Raw genomic sequence first — 23,380 nt, forward strand, 5'->3', positions numbered from 1 at the left:
CAATCGTTGATTACACATCACAACATCCATCTTCTATTTTTTCAATGAATGACCTGATCTCTTTCGCTTTCCAGCCTTTTTCAGTCAAAATAGCTTTGATATTATCTTTGTAACGTGCACTGAGCTTGACTTGTCTCTCCGAATCCCACAAAAACCATGTTTTAAAGATTATTTCATTATATGACTCATCCCCAATAAACCGCAGAGCTTTTAGCTTTGCACACCCTATAGCTCTAATGTCAGCCAGCGTATTTATATTGTTACGAATAAGCGCCAGCATAGAACGCTTTGATAACCGCAAATCCTTTACAGATGTAGTTTTGATAAACTTTTCATAGCCAAATATCAGACCGATATAATAAGAATTAACAAGTCTCTCTAGATCCTTTTTTAGTACAGCGGATGCTTTTCTGTATGAATATCCCCTGTCCTTTGCAATATTCTTAAAGGTCCTGCCATATTGGAGATGTTCCAGCAATATACTCATGTATTCATCATATTTAATAGCATCTATGATATATGCTATACCTTTTTCTTCGTCTTCTGTCATGGAGTCAGGCATTTCAAGATCCATTTCAAGACAAAGCTCCCTATAGAAATTCAGCGGAAATGGATATACACTTTGTAGTTTATTCTTCATAGATATCCTTTCGAGACTGGTGAATGCTTTAAGAATATTATAAGAGATACTAGAAGATTTTTTATAATAAAATCATTGTTATAAATGAGATCCTGCACGTAGAAAAGGTCTAAATTTACGTTCTGAAACAATCATGTTTCGCATTTTTTCAAGCCTTAAAGGCGCTGCTGGGGAAGGTTTGGAAACCGGGCGCAGGCCATCATTCTTTTTAAGGCCTGGGGTGTCGGGGGGTGTCCAATAAATTCGGGCGGCGCTCTTAATTATCCCGTTTCCCGCGCCGCCCGTATAAAAGAGATTTGAACGGCTAAATTTTCACGTCCACCGTTCAAATCTCTTTTTGGGGAAGGGGGTCTGGGGGAAAGGGCAGGTTCGGCTCCCCCAGCGGAAAAAGCAGCCAGTGACCAAAAGGTTTTCTGTGATAATTCCCTGCTCTGACTGCTTTTTTGTTCCATTATCCGACTGCTGCAATTTCCTCGGTAGGTTCTACCTGGGACTGCTTAAAGAAAAAAGCCTTTTTCATAAACATGTTGCCACTTGCATCACTCCTTTCTTCATTTGCCTTGTTGCTCCTTTTCCATATTGGAAACTGAGAAACGGCTTTTTCTCCATGCCTTACAGTAAAACCTCTCCTTTTCCACTCTGCATAAGTGTGGATCTGCTCCGGTTCTTCTATGAATTTTTTGTTTCCCTGTTCATCCTCAACCGGAATAAGTTTTCCGGTCTTTCCTATGACTCCTTTTTTCATCAACTCTATCCGGTTTGAAAAAATTATATCCTCGTTCTTCACTGTGCCCTTCCTTTCCGTAGGGAAAAGCCTTTCGGCTCTTCCCCACTTCTTAAAAATCTATATTTTAGGCTGTCATAAGATACGCTCTGTCAATCAGCTTATCCTCGGCGCTTACAGTTGTTGCATTGACTTCTTTTACCATATTCTCAAAGTCGTTCATGGTCATGCCCTCAAGCTTGGGAACTAATATACATTCATGGATACTGCTAGGAAGCAGAACAAACTCATGAACGTTAAACCTCTCCGCAAGTTCTCCTATTGCCTTGGTATCAAGGATTGCGCTTGCTCCCTTTATGTTGCTCTTATTTGAGATTACATACATCTGCTCCAAGGGGTTCATATCATCAGCTAATTCTATTCCCATCATATTGCTGATTACCTCTGCCATTGATTTAATAGTCGTTTCCTTGCTTGTATTGTCCTCTGCCATGTTAAAGGCTTCGTCCTCTGAAATATCCCACATTTCAAGCATTTTCGGTGTTACCTTGATAGAAATGCTCTCTCCGTTGTATTCATCTGTCATGTAAAGATATTCCTCTATTCCCTCAAACTGTGTGTGGCGCTTTACCAAGGCTTCTGTTCCCTCTTTCTGTATGCCAACTCTACCATGCTCCATGAAATAATCGGAGTCCATAAGTTTGTTAATATCAAAAGTGAACTCTCTGCTTACTATTTCAACTATTCCGCCAATAACCTCTTCAAGGCTCATATCGTTCTCATAAGATGAGCGGATAATATCCTCTGCATATACTGTAGGCTCAACTCTGTCATCCTCTTCCCTCTTGACTATGATTGCATTCTTCTCGATTCCGTTCTTGACTACAATCTTGGTATCTACAACAAAACCTCTGTTTTCAAGTTCCTCAATAATCATATTTTTAGTAATCATGTTTTAAAGTCCTCCATTAAACTGAATTGAATTTTATTTGGTTTCTAGGCTGACGAGAGCCTTATAATGTGCTTTCAAGATTCGGAACTTATTCTGGAGGGGAGCGCTCCTTATTTTGTGCGATATTTTTCATGCCTGTTTTTTCCTTTCATGTGTTTATAAATGTGCTTTCTGAGTTCCTCGCTCATCTCTCGGGTTTGCGTGCATCTTCAGGAACAGAGACATAGATGGATTCAAGGAACAAGGAACGAGACGCCGTAGGGCAGCCCTTGAAGACAGATATGCCTCTGTTACGATGCACATCAGCAAGCCCGATGAGCGAGGAACGATGAAAGTGCATTTATACATGAAAGGGAAAACTGGCCTGAAAAATCCGCACAAAATAAGAGGGGGTTCCCTTGGGAACCCGTTCGAGGAGGGGACTTAATCATTCATTTCTTGCTGTATCTTTCAGACTGCCTCGGAGGCAGTCAGCAGCATGTGGTCTGGGAGCTCGGGCAGACCTGCGAAGCTGCTCGGAATGGTACCCTTAGACTACGTAAGTTAGCAAATTAACAAAACAGATCAATACCATCAAACAATGTAAAACCTCATCACATAACATTCTTTAAACAGGATGAAAATATAAATCCAAAATATCTGATATCAGCTCGAAAAAACAAAATCCCAGAATATGTTTTCCTCGAAAAGCATCATATGACCGCCAAAAACAAAAAAGGATAAAAATCCTTAAAGTACATGAACATCGATTTACGTATTGTAATAAAAAAATGAATAAAGGAGCTCTAGCCAGTGACGAATGATGGCTTGCATGAAAAGAAGTTGATAATGTAAAGGAAACATGGACCGGATTAACGCTATCAGAAAGATTTCAACAATAGAATTAAGCAGAGAAATTTAACTATAGATTCCTACTTCTGCGATAACCGTAAAAAGCTTATAATAGACTCCGGCATACTTTAAAGACGATGTCAGCAACTATAAACTTCATAAAGGAATAATGACATGAATATCATATTTAAAAGCTTTGGACAATCAGTTGCATTTTTACTATTTGATGCAGCACTTTCCATCCTTTTTCAGCACTCTATTATCTTCAGCGAAAAGCTGATTGATTTTACTATCTTTTTTGCGGTTATACTTTTATTTAATTTCATAGCCCCAAAGCTGCGAAAACGTATGGGATTTGATTCATAAAAAGAATCATGCCACAAAGATTATCTATGCAAAGTAAGATCTTCAACTATATTATTATAGCAACGCAATGATATACCGAAATTCTATGAAAAATATGCCGGGAAGGGTTTGGGAAACGGGTAAGGGTGCTATGGGGTTTCCCAATTAATTCAAAGGCACGCTTATATTATCACGGACCGTGCCTGCATTTTCAAAAAAACTCCAGGGGAAGATCCCCTGGAGCAAGCACATTAATCCCAAAATAAAATTTTAAGGACTATCAATATTATACGCTAAGATCCACATTAATCCTAGCTCAAGTAATATATTAGATAATATAATACATAAATATAATATATATATGTATTATACTTTGTATTAGAAAGTTCTATTAGAATTTTATTGGTCTGTTTACTTTCCAGTCTGCATACATCTGGAGCACTTCATCAAGTTTGTAAATAGAAAGGACCAGTTCCAGTGTGACACCATTCGTCTCAAGCATATTAGTAAAATCAGGGAAATCCTCGTTTGACTGAACCCTTTCCCATGCAGCCCTCTGTATCTCTCCAGATTTTTTACCTTCTTCATACTGCTTCATGATCTCTTTAATTCTTGCAGCATCCTCAGAACTGCCCTCAAGAACTTCAGTATGGGTATAATCATCTGTAATACATTTTATTAGCCATCCCACATAATTGTTTATGTATCCCTGCTTATCAGCAAGTGCAATTGCGTCACGAACTTTATTTGCATTAAAATCCGCTTTCTTCAAAAGCATGTCAATATCTTCTTTAGTGAGATCATTATGTCCAACATATTCATCGTATAAAGGCTTATACTGTTCCAGATCGTAAGGCATTTCGAGCTGCCTGAAAGATTCCTGGCTTTCTATAACCTTCTTTTTGGTTATTACTGAAGTAGATGGTTTATTTCTATAAATTCTGAACATTATTTCAGATGTTCGTCTTCCGTTCCTAAGACCTTCATACTCAAACCTTATATCACTTTTTTCTTCAAGTTCCTGCTGGGCTGGCTTAAGAACATTTCTCTGGAGTTCATACCATTCATCGTATTTCCGGTCCTTTTTATCAAGCTTGCTGTATAGCACATCCCAGTCTATATGAGACCCCATTCGCGCCATTTCTTTAGATACAGCTGGATCATCGCCGTTTGCAAGTCCTATCATGAATCTGAATTCCGAGATATTATATAAGACATCTACTCTTCCACCGTTTACTTCAGGTTTACTCTTATAAATATCTTTCTTTAAAAGTTCATATATTCTGAAAGATGAGTTTTTGGTGAAATCTGTCATTACGGATAATTCCAGAGTAGTAAAGTTTTTCTCAAGTCCCAGTATATGCTCTTTAAGCTCATTATTGAATTTGATGATGAAAACGCCATCCTTATATGTGGCATTAGGAACTACAGAAAAAGCTTTAAAGTTCCCCTTACCATCTTCAAGAAACATAGTATGCCCTGTTATAGATTTGGATAATGCTTTAAGGTCCCTGTAAATATGACGTTCATCACTTACAAGTTTCTTAAGTTCTCTTGGATAAAGACGCGCCTCTAAAGGAGATTCCTTATCTTCATTATTCACTTCTATCCTGGTCAATGCTATAGCCATTACCTGATTTTCCAATAGAGATGATTTGTATTTTGCTGAAATCATCTCGTTGGATTTCACAAAACTAAGGCTATATAAAGGCTCATTTGCTTTATTGCTCATTATTATACTCCAATCTCTACGGATTTAATATTAGGTTAAACCATTTTCTACGGTCATGTCAATATTAATCCGTAGTAAATGGTGTGTAAATTAACACCAATTATTACGGAAATACATAATAATCCGTAGATAATGGTTTATTAACCCCACCATTTATACCGCCTTTGGAAATATGTATATCCATTCTGAAACTACGTAGAAAATGGTTCATAGCTTATAAAGAAATGCACCAATCCCTACGTGATAATGGCTAAAACCGTAAAAATTGGTGTATGCAGATTTATTGTCTTTTTCCATTTCTCGGAAACAATAACCCCAGTAAATATGCGGCTTTAATAAATCCTGTTTTTGTTGACTTGCATGGTCATGCACTCTTATCCCGGTATTTTTGGTGTATCATATTCTCATTTTTCATTTATGGCTAATAAATCCGTAGAAATTGGATGTATTCATACGCCAATCTCTACGTAAAATAGCAATGATTCTACATATTTCCGTAGAAAATGGTTTATTTCTATATCACTGTAACCAAAATTTACTGGATCGGATTATTCAGACCTTTTGCATAAGCCAATTTCTACGCTTTTAATATGAATACGTAAGAAATGTCATATAAAAACGGTAATTTTGGATGCATTATTTAATGCAAAAAACCAAAATTACCGCTAAATTAATCCAATGACTACGTGATATACAACCAATTTCTACGAGATTAACAACCAATTTCTACGTTTTAAAATCCGCAAATGCAGTATCTGTCTGGATTGCAGGACCTCCTAAACAAACAAATTAATTTTTATGTTGTTGACTCTACCTTTTATATATATTATTTATAGCAATAAAAACCGTAAAATTTGGTTGTGGATAACTTTATTATAATACCTGTTTTAATATATATTCTAAAAATTCTGAAATAGATACGTTATTCTTTTTAGCCTGATTTGCTAATCTTTCATAAATATTATCACTCAGATAGAAACTACGCCCTCTGCTTTTCTTTTCAACTTTAGCTTTTGACATTTTCAAACTTATTCCACTAAGTTTATTTTCAACCTCATTAGAAGCATTTGTTTCAGCAGTAACCGGAGAAGATGTTTCTATTTTCGCTTCTGTCTCATTCTTACTATCCTTGGGTGATGATTTAGATGTTTGCACAGGCTGCTTAGGAGTTTCTGCCTTTATCTGTGCAGTTCTGTTCTTTAGAACGGGCTTTGTTTCACTGAACATGTCGAGTGCGCTTGTTTTCACAGTATTTTTAGCCATTGATTACCTCCAATAATTCTTTTGTGAATTTAACATAGTCTATAGCTGCATTACTATTTTTGAAATTCTCAAATAATGATCTGTTGGCTACAATAACATTACCCTCATCATCGTATGTATTCCTTATAGCCTGAGCTTTCTTTACGTCCTGGCTTATTCTGATCTGGGTGTCAAACGTCTTGAATCCTTTTTGAGCACCGACTTCAGGAAGTACTTCTCTTATACCTACATCCAGGCTGTTGCGAGAATCATATGAAGTCATTAGTACACCATATATTTTCAAGTCTTCATTTAAAACTTCTATTACTTCATTGACTGTATCAATCAATAGTGAAAGACCATCTACTGCATATTGTTCTGCCTTGATCGGGATGATACAGCCATCAGCTGCAGTTAAGGCATTGATCATGTATATTCCAAGATTCGGAGGAGTATCCATAATTATAAAATCATACTCATCATCTAATTCAGCAATCTGTTTTTTTAAAAGTCCTTCTCTTGCTTTCTTTGCATTAAAAGTATTTTCTTCAATTGCAAGTAGACCGTCGCCAGCAATGATGTCTCCGAGTGGGGTTGTCTGTACTGCTTCTTTGGCTGTACAGTCTTTTTTTAATACATCTACTATTGTGTTAACACCATCAATTTCTGCTCCATATGTGCTGGTAGAATTATGCTGGGGATCCAGATCTATGAAAAGGACCTTGTATTGAAAATGGCTTAGTGCATCTGCCAGATTTATTGCTGTAGTTGTTTTCCCTACCCCGCCCTTTTGATTTGCAATCGCTATTTTTATTGCCATGATAATCTCCTATAAAAATATATTATAAAAATGTAATACAAAAATATAATAGAATAACTAATAGTTGAACTAATAGCTATATATAATATAATAGCATAATATCATAAATAATACAAATATATAATATAGCATATGATATAATAGAGTAATATAATATATAGTATAATAGAATATATAATATATAAGACTAATACATAATATATAATATATATGTCATATATAATACTATGATATAAGTGTAATATATAAGAGAGATAGTAATATATAATATAATGTATATTACTAATATATAGTATAATACATATCACTATTATATATTATAATACATAATACTTATGTATTATATAATATATTAATCTAATACAAATAAATAATAGAATATATATTAGTTATTTGTATTAGTGCTTGTATTATACAATCTAATATAATGAAAAATATTTAAATATACGCATTTGGCATTCTAAAAAGATTAAAAAGCATGAACAAGAAATTATCTATATATTGTTGACTTCATAAACGCAATCAAATATATTATCAGTAAATCTAACGTAGAAATAGATATGCTTTAAGCAGAGAAAAATGTACAAATCCTTCAACACAAATAATCTTTCAAAATAACAGAAGGAGTGTACAGAAAATGAGTAAAAAAAATAATATATTCAAAAAAACCATGCGCAAGATAAAAACAGAAAATCATTATGATGATGAGTACGTTACCTGCCTGAAATCTGGAATATTTATGGCTCATATGATGGGAATGGGTGCTGGTGAAATTATCAGAGGACTGGAAGAAGTAGGTTTTGATGAGCCAGTCAGGTCAGCACTCAGAGAGTATTCTTATAAGATGGACGAGATGGAGCAGCTAGAAGTTGATTACAGCAGGCTTTCAGAACTCCAGGAGGTGAATGCGTGATGAATAGAGTAAGAAGAGCTATAAGTATATTTCTACTCATATGTGCTATGGCTGCAGGATGTGGAAGTCCCGGGAAAAGCACAATAACAGGCAAATATGTAGATAAGAATGGGAATACCATCGAGTTTAGTGCAGACGGAAAGATTGAAGAAATTGCCCATGACGGATCAACTGGGTTAGGTACCTGGGAAAAAAATGGAGACGGAACATATAAGGTCCAGATTGACAAGATACTCGTAATGACGGGAACAATGTATGTTGATGGAGAAGATATATCCATCGATATAGCGGGCAAAACATATAATTATACAAAGGAGAAATGACATGATAGGAATACTGTTAAAAGTCCTTTATATGCCTATATATCTATTGATCAAAATACTGTATACAGCATTTGAATTTCTATCAGGAATATATGGAGTTATTGCATATCTGATAGCCGGATTTTTCGCATTATGTGGTCTAGTATTTCTTATAAGTCCAACAGTCAGTACGAAGTCAGCCCTGATGACCATACTAGCAGGTGTGATCATAGATCTGGTCCTTAAAGGGATATTATGGGGAGTGGGGCAGATATACGTACTGAATGAGTATATTTATGAATCGATTAGTGATTTATAAATATGTTTTTCGATTGTAATAGCAGAACAGAATGGTAATAAGTGATTGAAGCAAAAGGGGCTGTGAAAAAATGAGAAATCATTTTTTCCAGCTCCCTTTTATTGCTATTTTTTATATTTATTATTTTTAATAAAAAGAACTTGACTATTTAAGCAATGTTTAATAAATATCTGCGATAATAAATAATAGTGATTGGCTTAATGCCAAAGAAGAGAGGTAAACAGTTTCTTAGATAGTGTAAAGTCTGCTATGGAAAAATGAGCCAAAGAAAAAAGGCTCAAAAGAACCTTGAAAATGTAGATATTGATACCGACAAGCTCTCCGAGGGCTTAGGGCTCCGCCCTAAGAACCTGCAAGGGACCAGTCCCTTGACCCGTTAAGCGGGCTCTGCCCGCACCCGTCCTCGCCGGAAGCAGGCCAGCAAGCACACTTGCTGACCAATGTATCAGGATTATCCGTGAACCTTATGTCAAGGAACTTTCGCGGCATATCCTCGCGGCGCTGCCGCTTCGGTATTCCACGTTTTCCTTGACAACGGTTCCGCTCCGTTTTATGCGGTTGCACCCTGTTGGATGTTGAGAATGGTCTGTTGACCAAGTATTATTAACATCTGCCATTTACCAGGCATGTTGCCAGCATTCATGACCATATCATCTAAGACAGGTGGCTTGAAACCATTGTGTTTATGCGGCCGAAGAAAGTTGTAGTACGCAACCCATAATGCGAGATCGTAGTTGGCACCATCGTAGTTATTAAAGCCATTGGTAGGCCGGTAGGATTCTTTGTAAGTGCGGTTGAGTCGTTCAATCATCTGTTCGTACGGGCGGAACTCTGCAGATACTGCATCATCGTTCGTAAGACCTAAAACCTGTGTGATATCGAACTTGAACTTTTCTCCAGCATTGATAAGAAACTGCTGAGCAGCCAGAGGGTAGGCGCTGTAAGCATCAGCTATGAATCTGAAGTTCTTAGGTAGTTCCTTAAGATGCTGAAAGGCCATGCGCATAGCCATGATGCATGGACCGACACCACGGTTGTCTGATACCTGATATCCGACTATAGCCCTGCTGGCGGCATCCATGATGAACCAGATGAAGCCTTTTATACCAAGGACCTTGATATAAGTTTCGTCGGCAGTGAATACAGATCCCTTTTCGTAAGGGTAAGTATCAACAAACGGCTTTATACACAAAGCTGCAGTCTTGCAATAGTTTGCCACCTGCTGATGTGAAACAGAAATATCGTACAGATCCTTGAGAGCATGAGAAGTCTTACGTAGTGATAAGCCAAGATTAACATGCATGGTTAGACATAGGGACATGATATATGCATTGTTCTTTGTGAACTTAAGGGATGAAGCATTCTTAGGAAGTGTGGTTATATCCATCTTGAAGAAATCTATCGTGAACTCACGGTAGATGTAATGAAGCTTATATTTGTTCTTGCCATAGTCTTCGTCTAGATCTTCTTTATCAACCTTCTTGAGATTGCTCAGGTAGTAAGGACATTTGGGATTAACACATTTGTGAACGATGAAATGCTTACGATCTTTCTTTGGAACAAGAGTGTGAGTGCAGTACGGACATCTGAGCTTAAGTGAAGTATGACGGTTATCCTCGGGTGAGAAAAGCGTCTGGCATACCTTACACTGGAGCTGGCCTTTAGAGCCATTATTCTTGTAAAGGTATATTTTGGGAGCGTTGCACCTTGGACATTTGCAATCATCGGGAATGTCACATTCAGTACGACGCCGTATAGGTTTGATGGGCTTGTCATCCGGGTAACGCCACTGAAGGTAAGCCATGAAATCCCTGTAATCCCAGGGCTCTACATTCAGAATCAAAGGGAGCTTATCAATCTTAAATTTTTGATATTTGGGAGAATGAGAATCCTCATAAGCCCACTGTTTAAGCGGAATATATCTACAGATAAAGTTGATCAACCAGCAGTTTTGTTGATAGAGCTGATGGATGATTTCAAGTAAATAAAGTATAATGTTCACGAGCATTGTTTCCTTTGCGGGATGTTTTCTTGGTCGTTAACATTATACCAAAAGGGAGGTCAATGCTCTTTTTATTTTGAACTCCCGAAAAATAGAGGATTTATAAAGAAAAAAGGAGTGTCGATTAGACACTACCGTTTCTTATAAGGAGGTTTTTTTTATGAAAGTGATTGAAAAAAGAGTATTTTCAAGGCTGCTAAGCTATGTGCTGGCAGTTGCACTTATGGCTGGACTTATGCCGGGAGTTGTGGCGAAGGCGGTATCATATTCTGAGAATGCTTTAGCTAATCATATAGGGTTAGGTAATGGAGATACTATCCTTTTGAGTGAGGGAACCTCCCCAATATACTTTAAGGCTAATACTGAGTATAAATATAGTATGACTGAAAAGAATGCTAGAAATACTACTAATACGTACGGAATTATACGCAGAACTGAATCACAGAATATGGTTTATTATATGGAAGGGTATTTTGGTGATGAGAATGGTAATCCAAGTGATTCAGGATCAATGGTACCGCTTATAAGTATTCCTAAAAATGATGACAAGGGGGTAATTAAAACTATATCCGGAAATGGAACACAAAGTGATCCATATGTATTTGGGGGAGAAAGCAATAGTCAAGGTGATCCCGAAGAGGATGCTTTTAAAGCTGAAAAAGAAACCCAGAAAAAAGCTGCAGATGGGCTCCTTAAATCCGATGACAGCGAAGCCTGCAAAAAGCTTGTAGAAGATGCAAAGAAAACTATTGATGAGACAAAGTATGATAAATCAAAGGATCTCGATGCAAACAAGAAGGTACTTGCTGATATCGTCACAAAACTTGAAAAAGACCTTGAAGAACAGCGTAAGAAAGACCTTGAAGAACAGCGTAAGAAAGGCGCTGAAACAGCTGCAGAAGATCCCGACACTGTAGTTCATCCTGATGGCTCAAAGACAGTAACAGAAGTCAAGACAAGTGGTAATAACACAGAGATTACAGTTACAGATTACAACAAGGATGGTTCACAGCTTGCTCAGTATATCTACAATGGTGCAAGTGGAGAAAACCTTGATCTTAGAACCATTAATTACAGCGGTAAGAATATCGTAATTCCCGACACAGTAACAGGTGGCGGAAAGACCTACAAAGTAACAAGACTTCGCAAGAACTTCATGAAGAAGTGCAAGAAGGCTAGAAAAGTTGATGTAGGTGAAAATGTAAACAGGATCGATAAGGGTGCTTTCAATGGCGGAAAGAAAGTTAGATACATCACAATCAGAGGAAAACTCAAGAAGGTCGGCGCAGGCGCTTTCAAAGCCTTAAAGAAGGGCACCATCAAGTTTAAGACCAGTAAGAAAGTTTATAGACATAACGTTAAGCTTGTTGAGAAGTCAGGACTTAATCCTAATATAAAAGTTAAGAGGATTAAGAAAAAGTAAATAACCGAGGGTTTAGAATTTTTCTGTAGATGTGAGAATTGAACCCGGAAAAACTAAATATTGAAAACAGCAATAAAAGGGAGCTGGAAAAAATGATTTCTCATTTTTTCACAGCCCCTTTTGAATTGTTCTTATTGTTTACACCATAAGTATATACAGCAAAACGTAAAGCATCCTGCATATACTTTCTGCCATCTTCAGGTAAACATTCCATTAATTCAATGAATTCATTCGAATCAGTAAATCCTTCCAATTCTGGAACAGATACACGAAAAGCTTCTGCAAATTTTAAAATCTTTGAATATTGAAGATCAACTTTTCCCTGTTCGATATGAGTGATCATTGTCCCGGTATTATAACCTACCAATTTTGCAAGATCTGTCATTGTTAGGTGGTTGTCTCGCCTAAATTTCGCGATGTTTTCATATAGCTTATCCATATGCCCTCACAAGTTAATATAAATAATTTTTTTATTATTATAACACACGAAGAATAGGAAATAGCGCAACTGAAAATATTAATTTTATGTAATTTTTTAACGCTATAAATTAGCAGAGACACGGTTTAAAAAGTATTTATTTAATCTTATATCGATAAATAAAACATGAATTATATTCATCTTTGTGTTGATAAAACATAACAAAGGTGTTATATTTGCCTTGATGAAAGATTATTTGTGTTAATGTTTGGGGAATGGAGGGCTAAAATTAATATATTACGAATATGTGAAGTTGATTACGAATTGTTACATTCTATAATTAAAAAGTCAAATATACCAATTACAAAACTTGCAGAATGCTGTGGAATAAGCAGATATGCATTTTATAAAAAAATAAATGGGGAAGGAGAGTTTAAAATTACTGAATATATAAGGCTTTGTGAAACTTTGGGGATAGATATTATGGATACGATAACGAAAGAGGGAAACGTTAATTAAAATAATATTTACAACATGGAGAAAACTGATGAATGAAGAGGAAACATTATTTGGGGAACAGTCTTTTGGACACGAAGGTAAGGCATCATTAAAAGAAATGGGGCTTTCTCTTCACAGCTATATGGGACAAGAAATTTTCTACAAGATAGTAGAAAAATCAGAATCTGAGATTGCAATAAAAAAAATGATAACTGATTCAGGTATACCGGATCATGAAAAGAAAAGCCTGATAAAGCATATGGAACGGATCATGAGGTGGTGGAAAGATGAGAGAAGAGGATGCAAGAATCTTTACAAAAAGCGCGTCCAGAAAGGGAATACATCTAGCAGTAAGGGTTACGAATAACATTACAGATAAAGCAGGAAGAATAACTGCCATTGGAATAGGTAAAGCGTTAAAGATGTATGAAAATAGGACTAGGGTATTTAAAGGTAATAATGCTCTAAAGGACTTTTTAAAGTTTGATTCAAAAAATAGAGGTCCAGTTGGACGGGTAGATGTGAGCACATCGGACTTTAAGGAATTTGGAGATATATGTAAAAAGAACGGGGTTGATTTTGCTATAGTCAAAGATCATTTTGATGAAAATAAGGTGCATTTCTTTTTTTCAGGGAAAAATGCAGAAGTAATGTCACACCTTTTTGAAGATTATGCGAGAAACAAATTTCAACAGGACATAAAAGAAGACTTTTTTGGAGAAGAAAAAGAAAGAGGAATAGATAAGGAAATATCTGAAAAGTCCTTAGCAGCAGGTAAAGAAAGGAGACAGGAAGAAGCGAAGAAGAAAGCAGGAGAAAAGGATCAAAATACAAAACAAATGGATGATATCAAAAAAGAGGATAAAGAGCATGGTTTAGACGGAAGAACTGTTTCAGATATTATTTCAGGATTTGAAGAAAGGGAACAGGAACTAGATAGATGATTGATTCGGGAAAAATCATTAGTACGTTGCCGTATATCGTAGTGTTTTACATTATGGATAAATTTTCATATATGTATAGGGCTGTAGATGGTTCAGTATCTGACAAACTGAGTTCGATGAATGTTTCTAATCTTTTAGGGTTCCCAATAGTTTCGGTAAATCCTATAGATATGATGATGGGTCTTTGCGGATGTTTAGGGCTCTTCCTGTATGTCCTATATAAAAATTCTACGAGAAAGAACCTAAGACCTGGCAAAGAGTATGGGGAAGCGAGGCTTGGTACAGCAAAGGATATAAAACCTTTTGTAAACCCTACGTTCAGATACAATTGCATCCTTTCTAAGACTGAATTTCTTACGATGCAGGAAAAAGTAAAACCATGGTACATGGGGAGAAATAAAAATGCTGTATTTTATGGTGGATCTGGAGCAGGTAAGACATTTAGTGTGCTCCTTCCTAACCTTCTGCAGTTTCATTCCAGTTATGTGATAGTCGATCCGAAAGGAACACTGATCCAAAGCTGTGGGTGGCTGATAAGGAAAATGGGATACAGGATAAAGGTATTTAATACCGTAGATTTTGGTGCATCGATGGGGTATAACCCTTTTGCTTATATAAAAAAGGAGACAGACGTTTCAAAACTTGTTTCCACGCTAATGGAAAACACAAAGGAGCCAGATGAAAAAGGACAGGATCCGTTCTGGCCAAAGTCTGAGAAGCTTCTTTATACAGCGATAATCGCCTACATCATGGAAGCATATCCCAAAGATGAACAGAATATGCTTACTATGATAGATCTGATAGATGAAATAAAGGTTGTTGATAAAGTGCCTGGAAAACCGGAGGAAAAATGTGAGGTAGATATACGTTTTGAAGATCATGAGAAAGAATATGGAAAAACATTTGCAGTCAGGCAGTATAGAAAATTTGAGAAAGCAGCTGGAAAGACAAAAAGAAGTATCCTTGCATCTGTCGGATCAAGGCTTTCGCCATTTGATATAGATGAAGTAAGAAGTGTCATGGAGTTTGACGAACTTGAATTAGATAATGTGGGCGATGAAAAGACAGTTCTGTTTTTTATAATTGATGATTCAGATACAACATTTAATTTTATGGTATCAATGGCTCTGTCACAGATGTTCAACACGCTTAAGACAAAAGCAGATCTAAAAGGAGGACATTTAAAATATCACGTAAGAGTATTGTGGGATGAAACCTACAACACGGGACAGATACCAAAACTAGAACATCTTATATCGCAGCTTAGATCCAGAGGTATCTCATTATGGATGTTCTTCCAGGCAAAAAACCAGTTGGTGGACCTGTATGGAGATAAAAAAGCAGAAAATATCGAGGCTTCATGTGATGTCAAGAGCTTCCTTGGAGGAAATGAATTTACATCATGGAAAGATTGGTCTGAACTATTGGGACAAGAAACGATCGATGTTATGGATCAGAGTGATACGTATGGCATGAATAGGAGCTTTGGCAGTAATTATAAGAAAACAGGAAGAAAATTAAAGAGCGTAGAAGAGATTGGAAACATGCCAGGGAATAAGTGCCTTGTAAAGCTCCGAGGAGTTCCGGCTTTTTATTCAGATAAATATGACAGTACAAAACACCCTTTATACAAATATACAGTAGATGCAGACAGTAGTAAGAAATTTGATATAAATGCGTATCTTGACGAATTTAGGAATTCATTTTTGTGTGCAGATGAAAGATATGACAGTTATGAAATAGATCTTACTGAAAATGCAGTATAAATCCAGCGATGAGCTGCGTTTATAAATATAAAAAAGGAAAGGAGGAGAATCCCACCTAAAATATGCATTTATGTGAGCGACAAAATAGCGACAAATGTATTCTTGGGTTTACTTGAAAATGCAAAAAACCGACAAATATGGGCTATTAAGGGATTGGGATTCAGGTATCAAAATGGAGTTTTTTAAAAGTGGAGTCGATCTTCTCCAGACAGTAGTCACATTACTTGGAGCGGCTGCGATTATTGGAGGACTTGTAGAAGTAGGAAAGTCTCAGGCAGACAATAATCCGGCTATCAGGGCAACAGGAATCTCTATGTTTGTAGGTGGTGCAATCATCATTGCAGTTGGGTTGACACTTGTGCCAAAGCTCAAAGATATGGTTAATGGTACAGGAACAGATGCTACAAAGAAACCTCAGGCAGGATATATCGTGACTGCTCCACTGGTTCCGGGAATTAGAAAGTAGTTTTTGTTAGCAGAAAGGGCTTAGTGCCCTTTCTGTAAGGAGCTGAGAAATGGAATGGTTAAGTAGTTATTTTCAATCTGTGCTGCTAGAAATGTTAAAAGGTGCAGCTGCAGGATTTTTTGATTCATTAAATGGGCTGACTGGATCCATAACTGAACTTACAGATGTTAATCCGGGGACATATGATGCATCTCTGTTTGAGATGATCAAGAAAATATCAGATGCAGCGATAGTCCCTGTGGCATGTCTGGTACTTGCATATTTAATGACTATAAATTTCATAAAGATAATCCAAGATAGAAATACATATAAAGAGATGACGTTCATGCCTGTATTCAAGTGGATACTGTTCACATCTATAGGAATAGTTCTTGTGACAAAGACATATGACATTATACTGGCGATATTTGATGTTACCGGTTTTATCCTTGAAAAGGCAGGTGGAGCTATGGCGGCATCAAATGTGAATATGCAGTTGCAGTCGAGTCTTGATGAACTTGTGAATTCAGTAGATCCAGAAGATATAGGAACAATGTTCAGCATAATAATTCAACTTCAGATATGTAAATTCATGGTAAATATTGTTGCAACGTTATGCAAAGTAGTTATGTATTTCAGAGTAATAAGTATCCTTGTTTATTCTTCAGCCGCGGCTATACCTATGGCGACACTGATGGATTCGGGACAAAACAACGTAGGACAGAACTATTTAAAAAATATAGCTGCATTGGGGCTACAGGGATTCTTTGTATTGATAATTGTTGCAGTTTTCGATGTTCTTATAGTCAATCTTGCAACAACAGGTGGCGGATCCATTGGAAATCTTATATGGGACACTCTCATGTATGTTATAGCACTCTGCATGGGATTATTCTCAACCAAGAAGGTTGCCGATGTGACGCTAGGGGCACATTAACAGAGGTGAAGAAATGGCATATACGGACAATCACTGTGATTTGAATAAGATAAAGGACAGACCGATATACGGGTTTACAGTACGGCAGATACTAAGCTTTCTTGCAATAGGGATAATCGGAGTACCGGTATATATCATACTGATGAACAATCATATAGATACAACGATATCCTGCCTGATCATATGCTTTATGGCGATACCGATATTTTTCATAGGGACGTATGAAGATGTTCATGGAAGATATTTAGAGAAGATAATTAAGGATAAGGTACGTCTGATGTTTCTGACCAGCTCTGAAAGACCGTTTGCGACCAATAATTCATTTGATGCAATCAGAAAGCAGAGAAAACTTGAAGAAAAATATGATCAGATGGTCAGAGATGGGAAGAAGAGGCTGGAAGAACGTAAAAAAATCAGCTCAAGGCGTAAGGAAAAGATAAAAAGAATCCTGAGAATAAATAGTAAAAAGGGTATGACCAAAAAGGATGCATGAGGGATAATTCATGATTAAAAAGAAAACAGTTATAAAAGGTGCTAATGCACCAATTTCGATAAAAGACAGAAAACGCATGGAAAAGGCAATAAAGAAGGCAAAAAAGGACGGAGAATTTCCGACGACTGCCCAAAATACAATCCCTTTCAGGGCAATGTATAAGAATGGTCTTTGCCAGCTTGAAGGATACCGCTTTTCTAAAAGTATAAATTATGATGACATCAACTATGTATTAAAAGACAGTCCAGATAAAGAGACAGTTTTTCGCAAACTATCAGACCTATACAATTTCTTTACAGAAGATGTTCATCTTCAGATGACATACATGAATACAAGGATCACCCAGGAGGAACTAAATAAGGCTCTGATCATAGAAGATACAGGAGACTCTTATGATGAATTAAGGGATGAACTGACAGATATTCTTTTTGACAAGGAGCGCAAGGGTAACAAGGGAATCCGGAAGAACAGATATCTTACATACACCATAGAAGAAGACAATCCGGTAATTGCAGCTAAAAAAACAAAGGACCTTGATGAGGCTATACAGGCAAATCTAAAAAAAGCCGGGCTTAAGGCAGAGAGTCATGTCTTAGATGGTACAGAAAGATTACGGGTACTTCATGCAGCAATGCATCCTGAGGGAAATGATAAATTCAGATTCAATTGGAATCTTCTTTCGAAAAATGGATTATCAACAAAGGATTTCATAGCACCAATTTCTTTTAGATTTCCTGTCAATGGCAAATATTTCAGGATGGGGGACATATATGGTAAAGTATCGCTTCTCTCATTAGACTGTCCCCGTGTAGATGACAGACTGATAACGGATCTTCTTTCTATAGACACTCCGATAATTGTAAGTATTCATATAGACCCTATAGATAGGGTAAAAGCAAAAAAATATATACAGAAAAGAAATATGCAGCTTAATTCCACAAAAATAAAGGAACAAAAGCATGCATCTAATGAAGGATATGATATAGATATTCTTCCACCTGAACTTACAGCAAATGGCGAAGATACTGCCAAAATGCTTAATGAGATAAATTCCAGTAACGAAAATCTTTTTAACATAACCGTGCTTGTATGCTGCTTTGCAAAAACCATGAATGATCTAAAAGTTACATGGGAGCAGTTGGACAAGATAGCAAGCCAGCAGTCATGCCAGCTTATTTTGTTAAGAGATCAGCAGGAGCAGGCATTTGTTTCATGTCTTCCTATAGGTGTAAACAAAGTAGAGATCCAAAGGACAATAATGACAAGCCAGCTTGCTATGCTAAATCCATTTACGTCAGCTAAATTGTTTATGCCAAAATCACCATATTACGGGGTAAATCCATTAACCAATGAGCTCATACTTGCTGACAGGACAACTTTAAAGAATCCAAATGGGTTGTATCTGGGAGTTCCCGGTGGTGGTAAGTCATTTGCCGGAAAGAGAGAAAAAATAATGTTTTTCTTACTTCAATCTGGCTATGACATTATCGTTATCGACCCCGAAGATGAGTACCAGGGTTCCATGAAACTGATAGGGGGGCAGATAGTAGATCTTTCTGCATCATCGGAGCAGCATATCAATCCTATGGATATAAACTTTGATGTTGGTTTCGATGATGAAGATCCAATAAAGACTAAGTGCCAGTTCATGTTATCGATAGCTGAACAGATTGCCAGCAATAAAGTTGGCGGAGTGAGAATGGGACTGGAAGGTGATGAGATAAGCATTGTTGATGAAGTCACTCTGTCTATTTATGAAGAATTGGAAGAGAAATACTGGAAAGGCATGCATAGAAATCCTACTGCACAGGAAATGCCTACATTACAGGATTTTTATGAAAGGCTCAGAAAGCATCCAAATGAAAAAGCAAAAAGGATAGCGGACTGCTTTCAGATATATATAACAGGTTCATTAAATATTTTTAATCATTATACAGATGTGGATCTTAATAACCGAGTGGTTTGTTTCAATATCAAAAGACTGACAGCAAATCTCCGTGAAGTTGCACTTGTCATACTGACGAGCTTTATATGGACCAGAGTATCAAAAAACAGGAACCTTTCTAAAAAAACGTTGTTTGATATAGATGAGTTTCATTTGATGTTAAGGGACCCTCAGACAGCAGCTTATTTTATCGAGTTTTGGAAAAGGTTCAGAAAATGGGGTGGCGTTCCAACAGGGCTTACACAGAATGTCACCGATCTTCTTAAGTCATCTCAGATAGAGCAGATATTCAGCAATTCAGAGTTCATATATATGCTTCCACAATCAAAACGTGATAAGGATATCCTTGCAGAAAGGCTTGGAATATCGGATGAGGAATTAGACTATGTGACGCAAACAGATTCCGGTGAGGGGTTGATGTTCTTTGGTAATAAAATAATACCTTTCAAAGACGATTTCCCTAAAGGGAAGATTTATAACGTTCTCACCACCAAACCTGAGGAGGTAGCTGCTGTAAATGACTGAATTTGCCAGTGATTACATGGGTCTTGATAAAAAGACCTATAAGAAAAGGAACAAAGAAGGAACGGCCTTTGGCTCAGAATACTTTACACCCACCATGCCTACGGATGCTGCCAAAGAAGCATTTAAATATGTGAAGAAAGGAACCAATGCACAGTTCGCAAAAGACAAGGCGGCTGATGCAGTTAAGTTTTCTGGAAAACAAGCAGTAGCAGGGGGAAAGTTCATTGCCGGGAGTGCATCTAAAGATGCCAGGAATGCCTTTCGCTATAGTCTAAAGAACGCTTCAAGTGATTCTTATGGTGATTCCGGAGGAGAGACACTTGTTAATTTAGAAGCGTCAGCTGAGCGTAAAGTTGGAAAAATGCGTGCCAAGCATAAAGCCAAGCAAAAAAAGAGGGACCAAAAAGCGCAAAAATTCTCTGCACAAAAAATGGATGCTGAATATACAAAGGCACTTGCTAATGGAGATTTCAAAACATTCGAAGCAGAATTTAAAAGTGCAGATAAGTCTTTTAATGTATCCAGTATTGTTAAGAAAAAAGGACCAGCAGATTCACATGAAGCATACAGGGCATTTCACAAAAAAGCCATGCAGAAAAAGTTTTCCCGAAGGATCTATAAGAATGCACATTCACCAGCGCATCAGATGAAAGTAAAAATGCGTAAGCAGGCTACAACGCTGGTAGGCAGAGGCGCTGATACCGTTAAGAATATAGCGATGGAACTTATAAAAAGACCGCATTTATTACTGATAGCAGGAGCGCTTCTGATGATGATAATGGTCCTGAATGTAGGAATGGGACTGTTTTCAATGATGATTTCATCAGGAGAAGCTTCGGGTCTTTCTTCCACATATCTGTCAGATGATGAACAGATAATGGCATGCGAGCAATATTACAAAGACAGGGAAGTTGAATTAAAAGACTGGGTAAACAAGATAGGTGAAAATTACCCCGGATATGATGAATATGATTTTTCGGATGTGGCTTCAGTAGAACATAATCCGTATGTAGTAGCATCATATCTTAGTGCGCTTTTGCACAGACCTTTCACGAAGGATGAAGTCGTCGGGGAGCTCGATCATTTTTTTGAAACTCAGTATGAGTGGTTTACAGATGATGCCTGGGTAGAAAGAGTTATTCCAGATTATGATGCTTCAGGAAACGCAGTAGGGTCGCACAAGGAAAATCATCATATATTATATGCTCACCTTCATAATAATGGGGAAGTCGATACTGCGTATAAGCTGCTAGATAAAGAGAGTGCGCAGAGATTCACGGCGCAGGTGTCAGTAAAAGGGCAGAAATCATATCTATGGGATGGATATAACATAGATGAGACTAGTGGAATGAACAAAGGTGCAAGGCAGCATTATCAGGTCCCGAAGAATGTTCTTAATGATGATCCTGCTTTTGCCAAATTATATTATCTGGCTGATTCACTTGTAGGAACACCATACGTATGGGGAGGAACAACACCAGCTGGATTTGACTGTTCAGGATTTGTCTACTATGTATACAACAATTCGGGGTATGCATCAATGCCTAGATATACAGCGCAGGACCTATATGACAATAGTGAGGTTATATCTGCTGATGAGGTAAAACCAGGGGATCTTATATTCCTTACTGGAACATATTCAACGTCGAAAACAGTAACACATGTATGTATTTATGTAGGAAATAACCAGGTAATAAACTGTGGGGACCCAGTCAAGTACTGCAATATAACTACTGCTTGGTGGAAGCGGCACTTTTATAGTTATGGCAGATATAAGCGATAGAGAGAGGAGGAGCTATGGATAAACAGATAGAAAAGATAAATCTAGATATTGAAAAGGAAGAGGAAAAAAGGAAGATTCTTGAAGAAAAACTGAAAGCTTCTACGGAGCGTCTTAAGCAACTTAGGGCTAAGAAAACTGAGATTGAGGATAGTGAGATGGTCAAGGGAATACGTGACCTGAATATTTCACCAGAGGAGCTGAAAGAGATACTAAGCAGTATCAGACAGAAAAAGAACGCTGTGATAAAAGAGATGGATGCTATGGAAAAAAGGACGTTCGATAAAGAGCAGGAGGAAAAGGCGGTATGAAACGAAAGATAATAACAGTACTCGGCACATGTATGTTATCTCTTCTGCTTATGGGAGTTCCGGTATATGCACAGGGAGATGGAGGAACTACTGATGCTGCTACAGCAGATGGGGTTCTGCCAGAGAATCCTGGGGAAGAACAACAGCCAGAGGAACCAGAAGAACCGCAGGAACCTCAGCCACTATCATTTGATGGAACAGGAACAGTTGTAGACAATATTAAAGCAGGATCCAAACAGTTTTATACTATTTCAACGGATGCAGGAAATGTGTTCTATCTGATAATCGATTTTGATAAGGATAACAACAACGTATATTTTCTAGACACTACGAAGGAGAGAGATCTTCTTGCTTTAGCAGAAGCTGCGGAAGGGGCTGAGGTCCAGGAAATAGCTGAGGAGGAACCACCAAAAGCAGTAGAACCTGTGGAAGAAGAACCAATTGAGGAACCAGCACCTGAACCGGAGGAACACGGAAACAGCACATTACCGATCATTACGCTATTAATTATCCTGATTGGCGGAGGCGGAGTGATGTTCTACTACTTCATTTATAAGCCCAAGAAGGATGCAGATGAGGCGGAAGAATTCGAAGAAACCTTCCAATTTGAGGATGAGGACAGTGTTGACAGGTCATTTGATGAGGCAGGGACCTTTGACAGAGAGGAGGAAACCACATGAACAAGTCCATTCTCATAGGCAGACTTACAAAGGATCCTGATGTAAGGAATATGAATACAGAAAATGCTGTATCTGTAGCCAGATATACTCTAGCTGTTGAAAGAAAGGGAAAAAAGGGGCAGAACGAAGACCAGTCAGCAGATTTTATAAATATAGTAACTTTTGGAAATGGCGCCGAATTTGCCTCTAAGTATCTTAGTAAAGGGAAAAAGATAGCTGTTATAGGACGTATACAGACTGGCAGTTATACAAATAAGGATGGTATTAGGGTATATACCACAGAAGTAGTTGCAGAAGAGCAGGAATTTGTTGAGAGCAAAAATCAGAGTATGAATACTGAGCAAGCCGATGACATAAACATAAGTGAGGAAGAATTACCATTTAAGTAAATGA

Annotated in this window: 25 protein-coding genes; 16 read left to right on the plus strand and 9 right to left on the minus strand. The window is 37.4% G+C overall.

Annotated elements, in window-relative coordinates:
* Positions 1-10 precede the first annotated feature (10 nt).
* The 6 genes from G601_RS0103620 to G601_RS0103655 form a co-directional block, all read right to left on the minus strand.
* The gene (locus tag G601_RS0103620) at positions 11-640 is read right to left on the minus strand and encodes a DNA-directed RNA polymerase subunit alpha C-terminal domain-containing protein (RefSeq protein ID WP_026664497.1); all 630 of its coding nucleotides are present in this window, start codon (positions 638-640) and stop codon (positions 11-13) included.
* Positions 641-1,091: 451 nt separating this feature from the next.
* Positions 1,092-1,427 carry a hypothetical protein gene (locus tag G601_RS21790; RefSeq protein ID WP_035790237.1) on the minus strand — a complete coding sequence of 112 codons (336 nt, stop codon included), beginning with the start codon at positions 1,425-1,427 and terminating at the stop codon, positions 1,092-1,094.
* Positions 1,428-1,491: 64 nt separating this feature from the next.
* Positions 1,492-2,316, minus strand: coding sequence for a DUF5688 family protein (locus G601_RS0103635; RefSeq protein ID WP_026664498.1), 825 nt, complete (start codon positions 2,314-2,316; stop codon positions 1,492-1,494).
* A gap of 1,567 nt (positions 2,317-3,883) precedes the next feature.
* Positions 3,884-5,224, minus strand: coding sequence for a replication initiation protein (locus G601_RS0103645; RefSeq protein WP_026664500.1), 1,341 nt, complete (start codon positions 5,222-5,224; stop codon positions 3,884-3,886).
* A gap of 873 nt (positions 5,225-6,097) precedes the next feature.
* Complete coding sequence (locus tag G601_RS0103650; protein WP_026493014.1) at positions 6,098-6,487, minus strand: hypothetical protein; 390 nt, start codon at positions 6,485-6,487, stop codon at positions 6,098-6,100.
* Positions 6,480-7,286 (minus strand): ParA family protein, encoded by an 807-nt coding sequence (locus G601_RS0103655; RefSeq protein WP_026664501.1) that lies wholly within the window; start codon positions 7,284-7,286, stop codon positions 6,480-6,482. Before G601_RS0103655 ends, G601_RS0103650 begins: the two co-directional genes overlap by 8 nt.
* Before the next feature lie 637 nt (positions 7,287-7,923).
* On the opposite strand from G601_RS0103655, the gene G601_RS0103660 reads away from it, so the two are divergent.
* The 3 genes from G601_RS0103660 to G601_RS0103670 are packed head-to-tail and all read left to right on the plus strand — an operon-like array spanning position 7,924 to position 8,820.
* Entirely contained in the window at positions 7,924-8,199 is a 276-nt protein-coding gene (locus G601_RS0103660; protein ID WP_026664502.1) for a hypothetical protein, read from the plus strand.
* Positions 8,199-8,522, plus strand: coding sequence for a hypothetical protein (locus G601_RS0103665; RefSeq protein WP_026664503.1), 324 nt, complete (start codon positions 8,199-8,201; stop codon positions 8,520-8,522). The genes G601_RS0103660 and G601_RS0103665 overlap by 1 nt, the downstream gene beginning before the upstream one ends.
* Position 8,523: 1 nt before the next feature.
* Positions 8,524-8,820 (plus strand): hypothetical protein, encoded by a 297-nt coding sequence (locus G601_RS0103670; RefSeq protein WP_026493010.1) that lies wholly within the window; start codon positions 8,524-8,526, stop codon positions 8,818-8,820.
* Positions 8,821-9,162: 342 nt separating this feature from the next.
* Here the strand turns inward: G601_RS0103670 and G601_RS26735 are convergent, their stop codons facing one another.
* Together G601_RS26735 and G601_RS0103675 are read right to left on the minus strand one after the other, a co-directional pair.
* Complete coding sequence (locus G601_RS26735; RefSeq protein WP_196812581.1) at positions 9,163-9,309, minus strand: hypothetical protein; 147 nt, start codon at positions 9,307-9,309, stop codon at positions 9,163-9,165.
* A 61-nt stretch (positions 9,310-9,370) separates the two neighbouring features.
* Positions 9,371-10,828, minus strand: a complete 1,458-nt coding sequence (locus G601_RS0103675; protein WP_442852388.1) for an integrase core domain-containing protein — start codon at positions 10,826-10,828, stop codon at positions 9,371-9,373.
* 154 nt (positions 10,829-10,982) lie between these two features.
* Here G601_RS0103675 and G601_RS0103680 point away from each other — a divergent pair, with 154 nt between their 5' ends.
* Positions 10,983-12,245, plus strand: coding sequence for a cell envelope integrity protein TolA (locus G601_RS0103680; protein ID WP_026664505.1), 1,263 nt, complete (start codon positions 10,983-10,985; stop codon positions 12,243-12,245).
* 100 nt (positions 12,246-12,345) lie between these two features.
* Here G601_RS0103680 and G601_RS21795 read toward each other — a convergent pair whose 3' ends face one another.
* A complete protein-coding gene (locus tag G601_RS21795) occupies positions 12,346-12,684 on the minus strand; it encodes a helix-turn-helix domain-containing protein (protein WP_035786997.1) in 339 nt (112 codons plus the stop codon).
* A gap of 243 nt (positions 12,685-12,927) precedes the next feature.
* Between G601_RS21795 and G601_RS21800 the strand changes: the two genes are divergently transcribed.
* The 12 genes from G601_RS21800 to G601_RS0103750 all read left to right on the plus strand — a co-directional run bounded on the left by G601_RS21800 (position 12,928) and on the right by G601_RS0103750 (position 23,376).
* Positions 12,928-13,182: a helix-turn-helix domain-containing protein gene (locus G601_RS21800; protein WP_035790239.1), complete on the plus strand. Its 255-nt coding sequence runs from the start codon at positions 12,928-12,930 to the stop codon at positions 13,180-13,182.
* Between the two features lie 28 nt (positions 13,183-13,210).
* The gene (locus G601_RS0103695; protein WP_026664506.1) at positions 13,211-13,528 is read left to right on the plus strand and encodes a hypothetical protein; all 318 of its coding nucleotides are present in this window, start codon (positions 13,211-13,213) and stop codon (positions 13,526-13,528) included.
* The gene (locus G601_RS0103700) at positions 13,449-14,105 is read left to right on the plus strand and encodes a DUF3801 domain-containing protein (RefSeq protein ID WP_081673368.1); all 657 of its coding nucleotides are present in this window, start codon (positions 13,449-13,451) and stop codon (positions 14,103-14,105) included. The genes G601_RS0103695 and G601_RS0103700 overlap by 80 nt, the downstream gene beginning before the upstream one ends.
* Positions 14,106-14,146: 41 nt before the next feature.
* Positions 14,147-15,871 (plus strand): VirD4-like conjugal transfer protein, CD1115 family, encoded by a 1,725-nt coding sequence (locus G601_RS0103705; RefSeq protein WP_207638013.1) that lies wholly within the window; start codon positions 14,147-14,149, stop codon positions 15,869-15,871.
* A 118-nt stretch (positions 15,872-15,989) separates the two neighbouring features.
* Positions 15,990-16,337 (plus strand): Maff2 family mobile element protein, encoded by a 348-nt coding sequence (locus tag G601_RS21805; protein ID WP_081679482.1) that lies wholly within the window; start codon positions 15,990-15,992, stop codon positions 16,335-16,337.
* Positions 16,338-16,386: 49 nt separating this feature from the next.
* Positions 16,387-17,253: a VirB6/TrbL-like conjugal transfer protein, CD1112 family gene (locus tag G601_RS0103720; RefSeq protein WP_026664509.1), complete on the plus strand. Its 867-nt coding sequence runs from the start codon at positions 16,387-16,389 to the stop codon at positions 17,251-17,253.
* A gap of 40 nt (positions 17,254-17,293) precedes the next feature.
* A complete protein-coding gene (locus tag G601_RS0103725) occupies positions 17,294-17,746 on the plus strand; it encodes a PrgI family protein (RefSeq protein WP_207638014.1) in 453 nt (150 codons plus the stop codon).
* A 10-nt stretch (positions 17,747-17,756) separates the two neighbouring features.
* A complete protein-coding gene (locus G601_RS0103730) occupies positions 17,757-20,216 on the plus strand; it encodes a VirB4-like conjugal transfer ATPase, CD1110 family (RefSeq protein WP_026664511.1) in 2,460 nt (819 codons plus the stop codon).
* Positions 20,209-21,999, plus strand: a complete 1,791-nt coding sequence (locus tag G601_RS0103735; protein ID WP_026664512.1) for a C40 family peptidase — start codon at positions 20,209-20,211, stop codon at positions 21,997-21,999. The genes G601_RS0103730 and G601_RS0103735 overlap by 8 nt, the downstream gene beginning before the upstream one ends.
* Before the next feature lie 14 nt (positions 22,000-22,013).
* Positions 22,014-22,307, plus strand: coding sequence for a DUF4315 family protein (locus tag G601_RS0103740; RefSeq protein ID WP_026664513.1), 294 nt, complete (start codon positions 22,014-22,016; stop codon positions 22,305-22,307).
* Positions 22,304-22,987 carry a CD1107 family mobile element protein gene (locus G601_RS21810; RefSeq protein WP_051205543.1) on the plus strand — a complete coding sequence of 228 codons (684 nt, stop codon included), beginning with the start codon at positions 22,304-22,306 and terminating at the stop codon, positions 22,985-22,987. Before G601_RS0103740 ends, G601_RS21810 begins: the two co-directional genes overlap by 4 nt.
* Positions 22,984-23,376: a single-stranded DNA-binding protein gene (locus G601_RS0103750; protein ID WP_026664514.1), complete on the plus strand. Its 393-nt coding sequence runs from the start codon at positions 22,984-22,986 to the stop codon at positions 23,374-23,376. The genes G601_RS21810 and G601_RS0103750 overlap by 4 nt, the downstream gene beginning before the upstream one ends.
* The last annotated feature ends 4 nt before the right edge of the window (positions 23,377-23,380 follow it).

Origin of the sequence: Butyrivibrio sp. FC2001 (assembly GCF_000424125.1) — a bacterium.
GTDB lineage: Bacteria > Bacillota > Clostridia > Lachnospirales > Lachnospiraceae > Butyrivibrio.

Coding starts and splice junctions, on each gene's coding strand:
- G601_RS0103620 (WP_026664497.1), bottom strand. CDS start 640: ATGAAGAATAAACTACAAAGTGTATATCCATTTCCGCTGAATTTCTAT.
- G601_RS0103635 (WP_026664498.1), bottom strand. CDS start 2,316: ATGATTACTAAAAATATGATTATTGAGGAACTTGAAAACAGAGGTTTT.
- G601_RS0103645 (WP_026664500.1), bottom strand. CDS start 5,224: ATGAGCAATAAAGCAAATGAGCCTTTATATAGCCTTAGTTTTGTGAAA.
- G601_RS0103650 (WP_026493014.1), bottom strand. CDS start 6,487: ATGGCTAAAAATACTGTGAAAACAAGCGCACTCGACATGTTCAGTGAA.
- G601_RS0103655 (WP_026664501.1), bottom strand. CDS start 7,286: ATGGCAATAAAAATAGCGATTGCAAATCAAAAGGGCGGGGTAGGGAAA.
- G601_RS0103660 (WP_026664502.1), top strand. CDS start 7,924: ATGAGTAAAAAAAATAATATATTCAAAAAAACCATGCGCAAGATAAAA.
- G601_RS0103665 (WP_026664503.1), top strand. CDS start 8,199: ATGAATAGAGTAAGAAGAGCTATAAGTATATTTCTACTCATATGTGCT.
- G601_RS0103670 (WP_026493010.1), top strand. CDS start 8,524: ATGATAGGAATACTGTTAAAAGTCCTTTATATGCCTATATATCTATTG.
- G601_RS26735 (WP_196812581.1), bottom strand. CDS start 9,309: ATGCCGCGAAAGTTCCTTGACATAAGGTTCACGGATAATCCTGATACA.
- G601_RS0103675 (WP_442852388.1), bottom strand. CDS start 10,828: ATGCTCGTGAACATTATACTTTATTTACTTGAAATCATCCATCAGCTC.
- G601_RS0103680 (WP_026664505.1), top strand. CDS start 10,983: ATGAAAGTGATTGAAAAAAGAGTATTTTCAAGGCTGCTAAGCTATGTG.
- G601_RS21795 (WP_035786997.1), bottom strand. CDS start 12,684: ATGGATAAGCTATATGAAAACATCGCGAAATTTAGGCGAGACAACCAC.
- G601_RS21800 (WP_035790239.1), top strand. CDS start 12,928: ATGTTTGGGGAATGGAGGGCTAAAATTAATATATTACGAATATGTGAA.
- G601_RS0103695 (WP_026664506.1), top strand. CDS start 13,211: ATGAATGAAGAGGAAACATTATTTGGGGAACAGTCTTTTGGACACGAA.
- G601_RS0103700 (WP_081673368.1), top strand. CDS start 13,449: ATGAGAGAAGAGGATGCAAGAATCTTTACAAAAAGCGCGTCCAGAAAG.
- G601_RS21805 (WP_081679482.1), top strand. CDS start 15,990: ATGCAAAAAACCGACAAATATGGGCTATTAAGGGATTGGGATTCAGGT.
- G601_RS0103720 (WP_026664509.1), top strand. CDS start 16,387: ATGGAATGGTTAAGTAGTTATTTTCAATCTGTGCTGCTAGAAATGTTA.
- G601_RS0103730 (WP_026664511.1), top strand. CDS start 17,757: ATGATTAAAAAGAAAACAGTTATAAAAGGTGCTAATGCACCAATTTCG.
- G601_RS0103735 (WP_026664512.1), top strand. CDS start 20,209: ATGACTGAATTTGCCAGTGATTACATGGGTCTTGATAAAAAGACCTAT.
- G601_RS0103740 (WP_026664513.1), top strand. CDS start 22,014: ATGGATAAACAGATAGAAAAGATAAATCTAGATATTGAAAAGGAAGAG.
- G601_RS21810 (WP_051205543.1), top strand. CDS start 22,304: ATGAAACGAAAGATAATAACAGTACTCGGCACATGTATGTTATCTCTT.
- G601_RS0103750 (WP_026664514.1), top strand. CDS start 22,984: ATGAACAAGTCCATTCTCATAGGCAGACTTACAAAGGATCCTGATGTA.